The organism is Salegentibacter haimaensis (genome assembly GCF_054121495.1).
The window spans coordinates 314,127-329,057 of sequence record NZ_JBSYGH010000001.1 but is presented as its reverse complement, the minus strand read 5'-3'; the positions used below and the strand labels follow the sequence as shown (position 1 = coordinate 329,057).

The window sequence follows — 14,931 nt, the reverse complement described above, 5'->3', positions numbered from 1 at the left end:
AAATGAGGCAATTGGGATTTTCTTTTTTTAAGATTAAACCATTCTATAAAAATCCCGTCTTAACTCACAGAACATTTAACAGCTTTTTAGCTTCTGCTTAGTTCGGTTAGTTTCGAACTAAAACTAAATTTGCAGCCGAATTTGAAACTACTCTATGAGTCATCCTAAAAATCTTGAGACGAAGAAAGCAGCCTTAATTGAGAAATTAGGGGTGCATTTAGAAGATCAGGACCAACTGGCGCCTCTGGCTGCCCGCATTTATGCCAGCCTAATTCTTACCGGAAAATCGGGGCAAACCTTCGATGAACTGGTTCAACAGCTGCAGGCGAGCAAAAGCACGGTTTGCACCCATTTGAATGCCTTACAAACCCAGGGCAGGGTTTCTTATTTCACCAAAACCGGAGACCGCAAGCGTTATTTTATCGTAGCTCCCAATAGACTTCATAATGTTATCGATGAGATGACGAAAAACTGGAACAGGCAAAAGGAGATGCACCTGGAAATCCTGGAATATAAATCGGCGGTGAATGAAACCGCTTCCGAAGAAAATTCCCTCGAACTCGATTTTCACAAGGATTATCTGGTATTCCTGGAAGAAGCTGGCGAAGCGATGCGAAAATTAAAACTAAATATCATCAAAAAACAAGATAAAAATGAAGCTCCTCAATAAACTTTTAGTATTACCCGGTATCCTGGTCTTATTAGCTGCCTGCGGTAATTCTGAAGGAAAAACCAAACCCGCTGAGACAGTTGGTAGTTTCCCGGTTATAAAAGCCGAAAAACGCGATCTCACCAGTTTTCAAAGTTTTCCTGCCAATATAGAAGGCACTGTAAATGCTGCAGTTCGGGCTAAAGTTTCTGGCTACATCACCCAGGTTTTAGTAGACGAAGGCGAGGAGGTAAAACGAGGGCAAATGCTCTTCAGGTTAGAGACCGAATCTCTTACGCAGGATGCTGAAGCTGCCCGGGCGGCAGTTAATGCAGCCCAGGTAGAGGTAGATAAATTACAGCCTCTGGTAGAGAAAAATATAATTAGCCCGGTTCAACTGGAAACCGCCAAAGCTCAATTGGCCCAGGCTAAAAGCAATTACAACAGTATTACCGCCAATATTGCTTATGCAAATATCAAAAGCCCTGTAGATGGTATTGTTGGGGCTATAAATTTTAGAAGCGGAAACCTGGTGAGCCCCGGCGATCCCGATCCGCTCACTACCGTTTCCCAAAGTGAAGAGGTTTATGCGTTCTTTTCTATGAACGAAGCCGAATATTATGATTTTATGGACCGTATTGAGGGCAATTCCCGCAAGGAGAAACTCGAAAATCTACCTTTGGTTAAGCTTGTACTGGCGGGAGACCGGGAATATATTCACCAGGGCAGGATTGAAACTGTAAACCCGCAGGTAAATACCCAAACCGGAACCATAAGTTTTAGAGCTACTTTTCCCAATCCCGAAGGTCTTTTGGCCAATGGAAATTCGGGTCGCATCCTGGTGCCCCGAAATTATGAGGATGCTTTAGTAATTCCTTCAAAATCAACTTATGAATCTCAGGGCCGGGTATATACCTTCAAACTTGTAGCCGGCGACACGGTAAAAAACACTCTTATCCAGGCCGGGAATAAAGTAAACGATTTGCTTATCGTAAAATCGGGCGTGCAGGCCGGCGATGATATCGTGGCCGAAGGAGTTGCAAAATTGCGCGACAATCAGCGTATAACGCCACAACATACAGAACTGGACAGTGTGATCGGAAACACAAAACCTGTTTTTAAATAAAAGATTATGCTGAAGACCTTTATCGATCGGCCGGTACTTTCAACTGTAATTTCCATAATTCTGGTAATCCTGGGATTATTGAGTATGCAAACCCTGCCGGTGACCCAGTATCCAGACATTGCACCACCAACGGTTCAAATTAATGTGGGCTATCCCGGGGCCAATGCCGAGACCATTCTGGAAAGCGTAATTATTCCTATTGAAGAACAGATTAACGGGGTGGAGGGAATGACCTACATCACCTCCAGTGCCAGCAACGATGGAAACGGAAGCATCCAGGTGTTTTTCGATCAGGATATAGATCCCGATATCGCAGCGGTAAACGTTCAAAACCGGGTTTCCCGGGCCAATGCCTTGTTACCACAGGCTGTTATTCAGAATGGAATTACCGTACAGAAGCAACAAACCAGCGCGCTGATGTATTTCTCCATTTATTCTGAAAATGAAGAATACGACGGGACTTTTCTGGAGAATTATATGAATATCAATATGATTCCCGAGCTTCAGCGAATTAACGGGGTTGGGGAAGCGCGTTCGTTTGGAGGTCGTACCTATGCGATGCGCATCTGGCTGAACCCCGAAAGAATGGCCAACTACAATTTAGTCCCTTCCGATGTTAGAGCAGCGATAAATGAGCAAAGCCTTGAAGCTGCGGCAGGTTCGATAGGACAAAACAGCGGTGAAGAATTTGAATATGTTTTGCGCTATCCAGGCCGGTATAAAACCGTTGAAGATTATGAAAATATCATTCTGAAAGCCGAAGGAAGTGGTAGAATTCTTCAATTAAAAGACGTGGCCGAGATCGAGCTGGATGCCCAGGGGTATTCCTCCAAGATCCTGGTGAATGGCCTGCCGGGAATAAATGTCGGGGTTTTTCAAACCCCAGGCTCCAACGCCCAGAAGATCATCGAAGATATTGAAGCCACTTTAGAAGATCTGAAAGAGGACTTCCCTGCAGGAGTGGATTATTACGTTAACTACAACACCAACGATTTTTTGAGTGCCTCGATTGCGAAAGTAAGAATGACGCTCATCGAAGCCTTCATCTTAGTATTCCTGGTGGTTTTTATCTTCCTGCAGGATTTTAAAGCGACTATTATTCCCGCTATTGCGGTTCCTGTTTCTATCATTGGAACTTTCTTTTTCCTCAATTTATTTGGCTACAGCATTAATATGCTTACTCTGTTTGCATTGGTGCTCGCCATTGGAATTGTGGTAGATGATGCTATTGTGGTGGTTGAAGCCGTCTATGCCAAGATTGAAGGCGGCGCAAAATCTGCAAAACAGGCAACGGTGACCGCGATGAGCGAGATCGCCGGAGCTATTGTATCTATAACCCTGGTAATGGCCGCGGTATTTGTACCTGTTACCTTCCTGTCGGGGCCGGCCGGGGTTTTTTATCAGCAATTTGGGGTTACTTTGATTGTAGCCATAATTATATCGGCAGTAAATGCTTTAACACTTAGTCCAGCACTTTGTGCTCTATTCCTCAAGCCCCATAACGGCGAAGAGGAGAAGAAGGGTTTTATGCAAAGGTTTTACGCTGCTTTTAATACTGCTTTTGATGCCACGACCAAAAAATATACACGTTCGGTAGGCTTTTTATACCGGCATAAGTGGATCACTGCCGTGATTCTGGTCGGGGCCGTAGGCCTTACCTTCCTGGCATCGAATAATACACCCAGCGGATTCGTCCCGACAGAAGATCGAGGGATCATCTTTATGAACCTGGAGCTTCCTGCGGGTGCTTCTTTAGATCGCACCGCTGAAGTTACCGAAAGACTTTACAAAGAGGTGATCGATATCCCGGGGGTTCGTGGAGCTTCGATGATCAACGGGCGAAACTTTTTCTCGGGTGCCGGAGGATCCTATGCGCTTGGGTTTATTCCTTTGGATAAATGGGATAACCGAAAAGAAGACAGCCTTTCAATCGAAAACATTACCGCCAGGCTAAACGAAATAGCTGCCAGAACTGCGCCCGACGCCACTATAAACTTCTTCCAGCCACCCAGTATTCCCGGGTTTGGAGCTTCAGAAGGATTTGAAGTGCAATTGCTGGACAGAACCGGTGGAGATTTTAAAGACCTGGATAATGTGGCGACCGATTTTAGCGGAAGTCTTTCCGCAGAAAATTCTATTGCCTTCGCCAATAATCCGTTTAATACCGAATTTCCGCAGTATCAAATCGATATCGACATTGCCCGGGCCAAGCAAAGCGGGGTTTCTGTGAACGAAATTCTATCTACGCTGCAAGGCTATATAGGTGGAATTTTCGCGGCCGATTTTAGCCGCTTCGGAAAACAATACCGGGTTTATATTCAATCTCTTCCTGAGGCGAGAAACACGCCCGAAAGCCTGGATATGATGTATGTGCGCACTGAAAGTGGTGAAATGGCACCCATCAATCAGTTTATAGATTTGGAGCGGGTTTACGGGCCACAATCGGTAAGCAGATTTAACCTGTTCAATGCCGTGAAGTTAACAGGTTCGGCAGCTCCGGGCTTTAGCTCGGGAGATGCAATTGCAGCTGTAGAAAGGCTGGCAGACAATCTTCCGCAGGGTTATGATATCGCCTACTCTGGGTTAACGCGGGAAGAGATCACCGCAGGGGGACAGGCAGTCACCATATTCCTGTTGAGTATCTTATTTGTGTATTTTCTGCTGGCAGCCCAGTATGAAAGTTATATTATTCCATTTGCCGTGCTGCTTTCACTGCCCATAGGTATTATGGGAGCTTTTGTCACTACCTGGCTTACAGGCCTGCAAAACAATATTTTCTTCCAGATTGCGCTAATTATGCTTTTAGGACTCCTGGCCAAAAATGCCATTTTGATCGTGGAATTCGGGATACAAAGACGAAGAGAAGGGATGAGCATTGTAGATTCAGCTATCGATGCGGCCAAGGTACGATTGCGACCAATTTTGATGACCTCTTTTGCCTTTATTCTGGGACTTATGCCTTTGGTACTGGCCGGAGGTGTGGGTGCTGTAGGAAACCGTTCAATAGGAACCGGAGCCGTAGGAGGATTGCTGGCGGGAACGGTGATTGGGGTATTTGTAATCCCGATTTTATATATGTTATTCCAGTATTTACACGAAAAAATAAGCGGGGCACCACAGCCTTCCACTAAACAAATTGAAGAATAGGTTTTTATGAAAAAATTACTGCTCATACTTAGTTTTCCGTTTTTGCTTCAATCGTGTTTTGTGGCAAAAGAATATGAAAGACCCGAGGTAGAGGAAATTTCAGAAGACCTCTTTAGAAGCGATAATATAAGCACCGACACAACAAATCTTGCCAGGGTTTCCTGGAAGGAAATCTATACCGACCCGCTTCTTCAAAATTATATAGAACAGGGGCTGGAAAACAATTTAGACATCCGCATCGCAATTCAGCAAATGCTGGCTGCCGAGGCTTATATGCTACAGGGAAGGCAGGCATATTTGCCAACTTTGAATGCCGGGCCGGGAGTGACCCATCAAATTCTTTCACGAAATTCTCAATTCGGAAGACTTTTCGACGGCAGCATTACCCAATATGAGGTTACGGCAAACCTTTCCTGGGAAGCCGATATTTGGGGGAAGATTAGAAGTAATCGCCGGGCTTTTGAGGCGACTTATTTACAAACTACCGCGGCACACCAGGCGGTAAAAACTGCACTCATCGCCAATATTGCCAGCACCTATTATCAATTATTAGCTCTTGACGAGCAGAAGCGAATCACCGAAGAAACCTTAAAAAATCGAGAAAGCAGCCTGGAAACCACCAGGGCTTTGAAAGAGGCAGGAAGCCTTACCGAAGTGGGCGTAAAGCAAACCGAAGCCCAGGTCTACACTGCCCAGGCTATTCTGCTTGATATTGAAAATGAAATTCGCCTGCTGGAGAATAGTTTTTCTATTTTGCTGGGGGAAGCGCCACAGCAAATAAGAAGAAGTGAGTTGGAAGATCAGCAGCTTAATACTACACTTAAAACCGGAATACCTACGGCCCTCCTGGCCAATCGCCCAGATGTGATCGCTGCCGAGTATCAGCTTATCAATGCTTTTGAACTTACCAACGTGGCCCGTGCCGATTTTTATCCGTCACTTAGCCTTACCGCTACCACCGGATTTCAAAGTTTGGAACTTTCAGAATTATTTAGCGTGAATTCCCTGTTTGCTAACCTGGCCGGTTCGCTTTTGCAACCTGTTTTAAATGGCCGCAGGATACGCACCGAGTTTGAAGTTGCTGAAGCAAGGCAGCAGGAAGCCTTATTGAATTTCAGGAAAGCCCTGCTCACCGCCGGAAGAGAAGTTTCGGATGCCCTGGCCAACTATGAAACCGGAAGTCAAAAAATTGAAATTAAAACCAATGAATTTGAAGCCTATAACACGGCTTCAGAATATTCGGAAGAATTGTTGAATAACGGCCTTATAAATTACCTGGAAGTGCTCACGGCCAGGGAAAACAGCCTCAATTCCCAGCTTGATGTGGTGAACGCAAGGCTTATGCAAATGCAGGCCGTGGTTGAGCTCTACCGGGCCCTGGGAGGAGGCTGGCAGTAAAATTTAATTTGTTTTGTTAATTGTTGTGAAGTGGCCCCGGGGTAAAAGTCCGGGGCTATTTTTACTGAAAAATGAATGCGGATTTTTCAGTATTTTTAAGGGTAAAAAAATTAAAAAGCTATGAAAAGTAATTTCAGTGAGATTATAAAAAACGACAAGCCGGTGCTGGTAGATTTTTTTGCCGACTGGTGCGGCCCCTGTAAAATGCTGGCGCCCATTTTAAAAGAGGTAAAAGCAGAGTTGGGCGACGAGGTGAAAATTGTAAAAATAGACGTAGATCGCAATCAGGAACTGGCGGCGAGATACCAGGTGCGCGGGGTGCCCACAATGATGTTATTCAAAAACGGGCAGCAGCTCTGGAGACAATCGGGGGTTTTACAAAAAAACGAGATCACCCAGATTATTCGGTCTCATTCCTGATTAGTCCAGTTTTCCGCCTTTAGCAGTCCACCAGGGGTGTACTTCCACTTTTAGTCTTCCGGCCTTAACCATTGGGTCGGCATTGGCCAGGCTGTCGGCCTGGGCCTGTGTGGGGGTTTTATAGACTGCAATTCCGCGAATATCCCCATCGGAACCCAGCGGACCAATTAAACTCGCATACCCCTCATTGGCCATTCGGCTTAAATAAGCCAGATGCTGTTCCTGAAGTTTGGCAGCTTCAGTAGAATCCTGGCTGCGGTTATCGCCTCTTTTCAGAAATACCAGGTAATACTGCTGCATCAGGTAAGTGGTGTCCTCAGCCTCATACCTGAAGGTTTGATGACCTTTTTCCTGCAGGTCTTTTTCCAGGCTATCCAGGTTAAAAGGAGCCTCTTTTTTTACTTTTTCGGGAGCAGGAATTCCCCGGGTCTTTTCTACCGGCTGGTTACAGGAGCTAAGGAAAAGGCTCAAAACAGCCAAAATCAATACTTGCCTCATTATTTTTGTTTTTTCCAGTTTTTAAATGGGTTTTTGCTTAACTGCGAGTTATAGTAGCGTTTATCGCCGGTAACTTCTTCTCCAAGCCAGGCCGGTTTGTCGAATTCCTGGTCGGGGCTTTGGAGTTCGATTTCTGCCAGGATTAAGCCCTGGTTGTCTCCAAAAAATTCATCGACTTCGAAACAAAGGTCTCCATTTTTTACAAAAAAGCGTTGTTTTTCTATACCTCCGGGTTCGCAAAGATGCAGTAAAGCCTCGGCTTCCTTAACCGGGATTTCCTTTTCCCATTCAAATCGGCTTAACCCTTCAGCATCAGATTTGCCTTTCACGGTTAACCACGCCTGCTCTCCGGCTATTCGAACTCTTACGCTTCTATTGGGGTGCGAATTTAAATAGGCCTGCTTAAAGCTTAATTTTTTGAAGGCTTCCTGTCTATAGTTGTTTGAGCTAACCAAATATTTGCGTTCTATCTCAAGCATTGGCGATTTCCTTGATTTCGTTCGACGGAATTATTCTTTTGGAATATTGATTTTTTGAGAGTTTATGCATCGCTCTCGCTATGGTTTCTGCAGTAATGCTCTGGTATTTTTCCAGCGGGCCCTTCATCACGGGCTTTAAAACCTTCATCACTTTGGCAGCCATTCCCTCCCCGGCCCTGTCTTCTTCACGGTTTCCGGTGATTAAGGAAGGTCTCAAAATATAGGTGTTTTTAATATTTCTTTTCTGCACGGCTTCTTCCATTTCACCTTTGACCTTATTATAAAAAATGGCACTATTCGCATTGGCTCCCATAGCCGAAATCACTATAAAAGTTCCAATATTATTTTCTTCTGAAAGTTTAGCAGCGGTGGCGGGAATGCCGAAGTCGATCTTCCGGTAGGTTTCTTTATCAGGAGTTTTGCTTTTTGTGGTGCCAATACAGCAGAAAACCAAATCGGCCTGAAAAAGTTCTTTATACTTTTCCAATTCGAAAAGATCTAAAAGATGTTCCTTTATTTTTGGATGCGTAATGGAATGAGCGCTTCGCGAAAACAGGATGATTTTATCAAAATCGGGATCTTCCAGGAGATCCTTTAAAAGAGCGGTTCCTGTTAAGCCTGTGGCTCCAAGGATGATGGCGGTTTTTGGCATAGATATTATTGATATTTGGGAAACTGTCGGGTTCCTCTAAAATCGATTATGTCAATTCTATTTTTTGATTTATTTAGCCTGTAATACAGACAATTATTTTTATAGATAACTGCTTTAAAGATATTCGAATCAATGGAGGATTGTGGGAAAAGTCCCGGATTAAGGCATATTAATTCGATTACTTTTTTAGTTTTTCTTCAAGTTTAAGAATCTCTTTTAAAAACCAATTTTCTTCCAGGTATAACAAAACGCTGAATAAACCTGCTTTTTCATGTTCAGTCCAATAAATTTCTAATGCCATTTCTGGAATAAATTCATCACTTCTTTGTGAGAAACTACCCTATCATTATCAGAATCGGCTAAACCTTTTTGAATAGAAGCTTTTTCTTCTGGCTTGAGTTTCTCCCACCAGTCATCATTGGTCCTTTTGCTGTAAGCTTCTGCCAATTCGGCCAGGAGATGAAGCAAAGGTAAATCTGCATTGTTAACATATTCGATCACCTTTCTTTTCTTCCTCTCAAATTCCTCCTTTTCCATATTCTAAATTTTGATAACTAAAGTTACGATTTTTAAGTCAGAGATTTTTAACCCTCCGGGTATGAAATCAAATTATTCGGATTCAATCCTTTTGGCCGAAATTGATTTCAAGTTGAGTTTACAGACAATTAAGATTCTGACTGGTTTATCCCAGAAGAAGCTTGCAAATAGAAAGTGTCCCGACCTGCGTAGGGATGGCTCGAACTAAAGTCCGAGCCACCTGCGCTATTCGGCTTGGAGAGAGAATTCGAAAAGAAAAATTTCAGAAACGACGTTTTACTCTCGATGGATCCCGACTTGCGTCGGGATGGCTCGATCTAAAGCCCGAGCCACCTGCGCCATTCGGCTTGGAGGAAGAATTTGAAAAGCAGATTTTCAAAAACAACGTTTAACTCTCGATAGATCCCGACCTGCGTCGGGATTAATGAAACTAATCACTTTGCCTGCGCCATTCGGCTTGGCAAAGTGAAGTTTCATTAAATTTACAGCTGTGGAAAAGGACTTTTTGTTGCGGAAGATTATTCATATAGATATGGATGCGTTCTACGCCTCGGTAGAGCAGTTGGACAATCCTGAATTACAGGGAAAGGCTATCGCCGTGGGAGGGAGTTCCCAGCGCGGCGTGGTAGCGGCCGCCAGTTATGAAGCCCGGAAATTTGGCGTGAAAAGTGCGATGAGCAGTGTGCTGGCCAAGAGAAACTGTCCGCAGCTTATTTTTGTGAAACCCCGTTTTGAACGCTATCGCGAAATTTCCCAGCGCATCAGGCAAATTTTCCTGGAATACACCGATTTGGTGGAGCCGCTTTCTTTAGACGAAGCCTACCTGGATGTTACAGAGAATAAAAAGGGAAATCCCAGCGCCACGCTTATCGCGAAGGAAATTCGGGCGAAGATCAAAGAAAAAACCGGGCTCAATGCTTCGGCCGGGATCTCGATCAATAAGTTTATCGCCAAAATCGCCAGTGATTATAACAAACCAAATGGGCAGAAAACGGTTAACCCCGAAGAAGTTGAAGAATTCCTGGAGGCACTTGACATCCGGAAATTTCACGGCGTGGGAAAGGTGACCGCAGAAAAAATGTATATGCTTGGAATTTTTACGGGAAAGGATCTAAAACAAAAATCCCTGGAATACCTAAGTGGAAAATTCGGCAAAAGCGGGGCGCATTATTACAATGTGGTTCGTGGGGTACATTTGAGCGAAGTTAAACCCAACCGAATTCGAAAATCCCTGGGCGCCGAACGTACCTTCAATGAGAATATTTCATCCGAAATTTTTATGCTTGAACGCCTCGAAAATATCGCTGAAGAAATCGAGCGCAGACTAACAAGAAGCAAGGTTGCGGGTAAAACGGTGACTTTAAAGATAAAATACAGCGATTTTAGCCTGCAAACCCGCAGCAAAACCATCTCTTATTACATTTCGAGCAAAGAGCTAATTCTGGAGATCGCCAAAGAATTGCTATACCAGGAAAAGATGAAAAATTCGGTGCGGTTACTTGGGATTTCGCTCTCTAACCTAAATACCGATAAAAATCAGAAAACTTCCGAAGAAAAAAAAGAAGTCGAGGTACAGCTGAAGTTTGAATTTTAGAAAAAAGAAAGCCACGAAAAAAATTGTTTCCGTGGCTTAAAATTTAAAGCTATATGCTTTTATTCTATTTCTGTAACCCTTAAGGTATTTACCATACCCTTATCTACAATGGGCATTGCGGCCAGGTTGATGGTAAAGTCTCCGTGATCTACAAAACCATTTTCTTTGGCGATGCGGTTCACATCTTCGATGGTTTCATCGGTACTTACATATTTGTCATAATGAAATGCTTTAACTCCCCAAAGCAGACTCAGCTGGGAGAGAATGCGATTATTAGAAGTAAATACCAAAATATGGGATTCGGGTCTCCAGGCCGAAATCTGAAATGCAGTATATCCTGAATTGGTCAAAGTACAAATCGCCTTTGCCTTGATTTCATTAGCCATATTGGCCGCGTGATAACAAATAGATTTGGTGATATACCTCTTGGTGCGAATATGTGGCGGGTCGTGAGGCACCTTAATTAGCGGAGAATTCTCTACACTAAGTAAAATCTGAGACATTTTCTCGATGACCTGCACAGGATATTGCCCCACAGAAGTTTCGCCACTAAGCATCACGGCATCGGCTCCATCCATTACCGAGTTGGCCACATCGTTTACCTCGGCCCGGGTTGGGGTAAGGCTGGAAATCATAGTCTCCATCATTTGGGTGGCGATAATCACCGGAATTCTGGCTCTTTTTGCAGTAAGCACCAATTTTTTCTGAATTAATGGCACTTCGTGAGCCGGAATTTCCACGCCCAGGTCTCCACGTGCCACCATAAGCCCATCGCAGTAAGCCACGATTTTTTCGATATTGGCCACCCCTTCAGGTTTTTCGATTTTGGCTACGATAGGGATTTTGTATTCGCTGTGTTCTTTGATTAAATTTTGCAGTTCGATCAAATCTTCAGCGTGGCGAACAAATGATAAAGCCATCCAATCTACCTGCATTTCACAGGCGAATTTGGCGTCTTTCATATCTTTTTCGGTAAGGGCAGGAAGAGAGATATTAGTGTTTGGAAGGTTTACTCCCTTTTTAGAACGCAACGGCCCACCCTGAATCACTTTGGTAAGCACCTCATCTTTTTTGTTGGTTTTTATCACCTCAAAGATCAGTTTCCCATCATCCAAAAGAATTCTTTCCCCGGCCTTTACATCCTGTGGAAAGGTGTCATAATTCATATAAACACGCTGGGCAGTACCTTTAAAGGCTTTTCCGGTGGCGAAGGTAATTTGATCTCCTTCAGAAACCACCACCTCATCTTTCATAACTCCAACTCTAAGTTTCGGACCTTGCAAATCTCCAAGTATAGCAGCATTAAATCCGTATTCTTTATTGAGGTCACGAATCATTTTAATACGTTCGCGTACATCGCCATAATCGGCATGAGAGAAGTTGATACGGAAAACATTTACTCCCGCCTTCATCATTTTATGCAAAGTATCTTTAGAACTTGTTGCTGGTCCCAGGGTAGCAACGATCTTGGTTTTCTTATTTGTTGGCATTAGTCAAAAATTAGATTTTGTTTGGATTTTAAGAATGCTATGTCAATTCGGGTGGCCGCAAGCACCTGCGGAATCTGGCTAATAATATTCACCAATCGATTCAAATGGCCTGCATCGGGCTCTTCTTCAATTTTCAGGAAAAAGTCGGCCTTCTTGTACTCCGGAATCAGGTAAACTATTTCGGGGCGAATTTCCTCTTCAGAAAACAATGAACCCGCACTTAAAACTTTAGTAGGAGTACCTTTAAATTTATTGGTAACCAGACTATAGCTTTGGAATTTTGCGGTGTCTTTAAAACTAAACAATGCAAACATTGCCTGCACCGATTTATGAAGAAAATCTACGTCTTGCCGTGACCGCTCCAAGCGTATATCCAGGTTTCGATTTAGCAGCCAGGCCATACGATAGGCTTCGAGATTGCTGTAAATGGCAATAAGATCAAAACTTTCTTCTTCAACTTCATCCAACAGCCGTTTATGCAATTGCATAGCAAGTTCTTTAAGGATAAAGATAAAATAAGAATGAGAAAAATGAGGTGTATTTAGCCTAAAATTTCACAATTTTCTGCGAAAACGTTATAGCTAAGCACGAATTCTAATAATTATTTAATTTTATTTTGAAGTGCATAAAAAGCCCTTTTTGAAGCTTTTTCTTCAGCCTTCTTCTTTGAAGTGGCTCTTGCTTTTGCCACTACCCTTTCATTTATTCTCAGTTTTACTGCAAAATGTCGCAACTCATCCTGGCCGGTATCTTCATAAATTTCATAATCGAATTCCTTTTTTTCCTTCTGGCACCATTCTATAAGCAGGCTCTTGTAGCTTATCACCTGGCCCTCGAGTTGCTCGATATCAACATAGGGATCAATTACCCTTTCGTAGATGAAGCGTTTGCAGTATTTATACCCTCTATCCAGGTAAATTGCACCCACCAGGGCTTCGAATAAATTACCATGAATATTCACCCCAAATTGATCTACAGGAATATTGGTTTGTACGTGCTCTATGAGTTTAAGGTCTTTCCCGAGTTCATTGAGATGTTTACGGCTTACTACTTTAGAGCGCATTTTTGTGAGATATCCCTCATTTCCGCCGGGTACGGTTTTGAAAAGATGGGAAGCGATAACGGCACTTAACATGGCATCACCCAAAAATTCCATTCGTTCAAAATTAATGGCGTGTCCTTTTTCATCTTTCATATTGAGAGAACGATGAGTAAAGGCTTTTTTATAGTGACCTATATTTTTGGGTTTAAAGCCAAGTATCCCGGTAAGGGTATTAAAAAAATTCCCGCCTCTGGAAGAGCGGGAATTTAGTATATTTCTTATAACACTCATTGGGTGTGATATTATTCATCCAGTTTTTTAAAAATCACACAGGCATTATGCCCACCAAATCCAAAAGTGTTGCTCATTACAACTTTCACGTCTCGTTTCTGTGCTTTGTTAAGTGTAAGATTGAGTTCCGGATCAATATTTTCATCGGCCTCGGTATGATTAATCGTTGGAGGCACGATTCCATGTTGCATTGAAAGAATGGCAGAAATCGCTTCTACCGCTCCAGCTGCCCCGAGCAAATGCCCGGTCATGGATTTTGTTGAATTAATATTGATCTTTTTGGCATGTTCTCCAAAGACTTTGCTAATGGCTTTTAACTCGGCCACATCTCCAAGAGGAGTAGAGGTACCGTGGGTATTAATAGCATCAACATCTTCGGGTTTCATCCCGGCATTCTTCAGGCAGTTTTCCATCACGGCCACAACCCCGGTCCCTTCGGGATGGGGAGCAGTCATATGGTAAGCATCTGAAGATAGCCCTCCTCCAACAATTTCAGCATAGATTTTGGCTCCACGGGCTTTGGCGTGCTCGTATTCTTCAAGAATCAGCGCACCTGCCCCTTCACCAAGAACAAATCCGTCGCGGGTAGCGTCGAAGGGTCTGGAGGCGGTTTCAGGACTTTCATTGCGTGTAGAAAGGGCGTGCATAGCATTAAATCCTCCCATACCCGCCTGGGTAACGGCAGCTTCAGATCCTCCACTCACTATAATATCGCTATGGCCTAACCTAATATTATTAAGGGCATCTATCATGGCATTAGCTGCCGATGCACAAGCCGAAACGGTAGTATAATTAGCGCCCATAAATCCGTGCCGAATCGAGATATTACCCGGGGCAATATCTGCGATCATCTTGGGAATAAAAAATGGGTTGAATCGTGGAGAGCCATCTCCCTGAGCGAAGTTTTTCACTTCTTCCTGAAAAGTTTCGAGTCCGCCAATTCCTGCACCCCAAATTACCCCAACCCGGTGTTTATCTACCGTTTCGAGATTGATGCCTGAATCTTTTATCGCTTCATCTGAAGCTACTATAGCGTACTGTGCAAACCTGTCGAGCCTTCTTACTTCTTTGCGATCAAAAAAGTCGAGAGCGTTAAAGTTTTTGAGTTCACAAGCGAATTTAGTTTTGAATTTTTCGGTGTCAAAATAGGTAATGGGGGCACTACCACTTTTTCCATTCACCAGGCCATCCCAATATTCTTCAATATTGTTTCCTATGGGAGTAAGTGCTCCCAGACCTGTTACAACAACTCGCTTTAACTCCATATAATGTTATAGGTTTTTCTTATTTTTTTGCGTCTTCAATGTAAGAAATCGCCTGACCTACAGTGGCAATGTTCTCAGCCTGGTCATCTGGAATCTGGATGTCGAATTCTTTTTCGAATTCCATGATCAATTCCACTGTGTCCAATGAATCAGCACCCAAGTCGTTAGTGAAGCTTGCTTCGTTTACAACTTCATTCTCGTCAACTCCTAATTTGTCAACGATAATCGCTTTTACTCTTGATGCAATGTCTGACATAATGTTTTTATTTTAATTTTGATTAGGTGGCAAAAATAAAAAACTTTATTTTAAAACCGATTTTTACTTTAAAAATGTGTTTCTAAT

At 43.3% G+C, this 14,931-nt stretch carries 16 protein-coding genes; 6 read left to right on the top strand and 10 right to left on the bottom strand.

What is annotated here, in order from left to right; translation table 11 throughout:
- Positions 1–154 precede the first annotated feature (154 nt).
- From ACW6QP_RS01560 to trxA, 5 genes are all read left to right on the top strand, one after another.
- Positions 155–670: a GbsR/MarR family transcriptional regulator gene (locus ACW6QP_RS01560; protein WP_457909072.1), complete on the top strand. Its 516-nt coding sequence runs from the start codon at positions 155–157 to the stop codon at positions 668–670.
- Positions 654–1,775, top strand: a complete 1,122-nt coding sequence (locus ACW6QP_RS01555; RefSeq protein ID WP_457909071.1) for an efflux RND transporter periplasmic adaptor subunit — start codon at positions 654–656, stop codon at positions 1,773–1,775. Before ACW6QP_RS01560 ends, ACW6QP_RS01555 begins: the two co-directional genes overlap by 17 nt.
- Positions 1,776–1,781: 6 nt before the next feature.
- The gene (locus ACW6QP_RS01550) at positions 1,782–4,922 is read left to right on the top strand and encodes an efflux RND transporter permease subunit (protein ID WP_457909070.1); all 3,141 of its coding nucleotides are present in this window, start codon (positions 1,782–1,784) and stop codon (positions 4,920–4,922) included.
- 6 nt (positions 4,923–4,928) lie between these two features.
- Complete coding sequence (locus tag ACW6QP_RS01545; RefSeq protein WP_457909069.1) at positions 4,929–6,320, top strand: efflux transporter outer membrane subunit; 1,392 nt, start codon at positions 4,929–4,931, stop codon at positions 6,318–6,320.
- Positions 6,321–6,440: 120 nt separating this feature from the next.
- Entirely contained in the window at positions 6,441–6,740 is a 300-nt protein-coding gene (gene trxA, locus ACW6QP_RS01540) for a thioredoxin (RefSeq protein WP_457909068.1), read from the top strand.
- Here trxA and ACW6QP_RS01535 read toward each other — a convergent pair whose 3' ends face one another.
- From ACW6QP_RS01535 to ACW6QP_RS01515, 5 genes are all read right to left on the bottom strand, one after another.
- Positions 6,741–7,238, bottom strand: a complete 498-nt coding sequence (locus ACW6QP_RS01535; protein ID WP_457909067.1) for a YciI family protein — start codon at positions 7,236–7,238, stop codon at positions 6,741–6,743.
- A complete protein-coding gene (locus ACW6QP_RS01530) occupies positions 7,238–7,717 on the bottom strand; it encodes a CYTH domain-containing protein (RefSeq protein ID WP_457909066.1) in 480 nt (159 codons plus the stop codon). Before ACW6QP_RS01530 ends, ACW6QP_RS01535 begins: the two co-directional genes overlap by 1 nt.
- On the bottom strand, positions 7,710–8,369 hold the full coding sequence (locus ACW6QP_RS01525) for an NAD(P)H-binding protein (RefSeq protein ID WP_457909065.1): 660 nt from the start codon (positions 8,367–8,369) through the stop codon (positions 7,710–7,712). Before ACW6QP_RS01525 ends, ACW6QP_RS01530 begins: the two co-directional genes overlap by 8 nt.
- A 178-nt stretch (positions 8,370–8,547) precedes the next feature.
- On the bottom strand, positions 8,548–8,670 hold the full coding sequence (locus ACW6QP_RS01520; protein WP_457909064.1) for a hypothetical protein: 123 nt from the start codon (positions 8,668–8,670) through the stop codon (positions 8,548–8,550).
- On the bottom strand, positions 8,661–8,906 hold the full coding sequence (locus ACW6QP_RS01515; RefSeq protein WP_457909063.1) for a hypothetical protein: 246 nt from the start codon (positions 8,904–8,906) through the stop codon (positions 8,661–8,663). The genes ACW6QP_RS01520 and ACW6QP_RS01515 overlap by 10 nt, the downstream gene beginning before the upstream one ends.
- Before the next feature lie 490 nt (positions 8,907–9,396).
- On the opposite strand from ACW6QP_RS01515, the gene dinB reads away from it, so the two are divergent.
- On the top strand, positions 9,397–10,500 hold the full coding sequence (dinB, locus tag ACW6QP_RS01510) for a DNA polymerase IV (protein WP_457909062.1): 1,104 nt from the start codon (positions 9,397–9,399) through the stop codon (positions 10,498–10,500).
- 59 nt (positions 10,501–10,559) lie between these two features.
- Here dinB and pyk read toward each other — a convergent pair whose 3' ends face one another.
- From pyk to ACW6QP_RS01485, 5 genes are all read right to left on the bottom strand, one after another.
- Positions 10,560–11,990, bottom strand: coding sequence for a pyruvate kinase (gene pyk / locus ACW6QP_RS01505; protein WP_457909061.1), 1,431 nt, complete (start codon positions 11,988–11,990; stop codon positions 10,560–10,562).
- Entirely contained in the window at positions 11,990–12,478 is a 489-nt protein-coding gene (locus ACW6QP_RS01500; RefSeq protein ID WP_457909060.1) for an IPExxxVDY family protein, read from the bottom strand. The genes pyk and ACW6QP_RS01500 overlap by 1 nt, the downstream gene beginning before the upstream one ends.
- Before the next feature lie 113 nt (positions 12,479–12,591).
- Positions 12,592–13,323 carry a ribonuclease III gene (gene rnc, locus ACW6QP_RS01495; RefSeq protein ID WP_457909059.1) on the bottom strand — a complete coding sequence of 244 codons (732 nt, stop codon included), beginning with the start codon at positions 13,321–13,323 and terminating at the stop codon, positions 12,592–12,594.
- A gap of 11 nt (positions 13,324–13,334) precedes the next feature.
- Positions 13,335–14,588 carry a beta-ketoacyl-ACP synthase II gene (gene fabF / locus ACW6QP_RS01490; protein ID WP_457909058.1) on the bottom strand — a complete coding sequence of 418 codons (1,254 nt, stop codon included), beginning with the start codon at positions 14,586–14,588 and terminating at the stop codon, positions 13,335–13,337.
- Between the two features lie 19 nt (positions 14,589–14,607).
- Complete coding sequence (locus ACW6QP_RS01485; protein ID WP_013069791.1) at positions 14,608–14,844, bottom strand: acyl carrier protein; 237 nt, start codon at positions 14,842–14,844, stop codon at positions 14,608–14,610.
- Positions 14,845–14,931 lie beyond the last annotated feature (87 nt).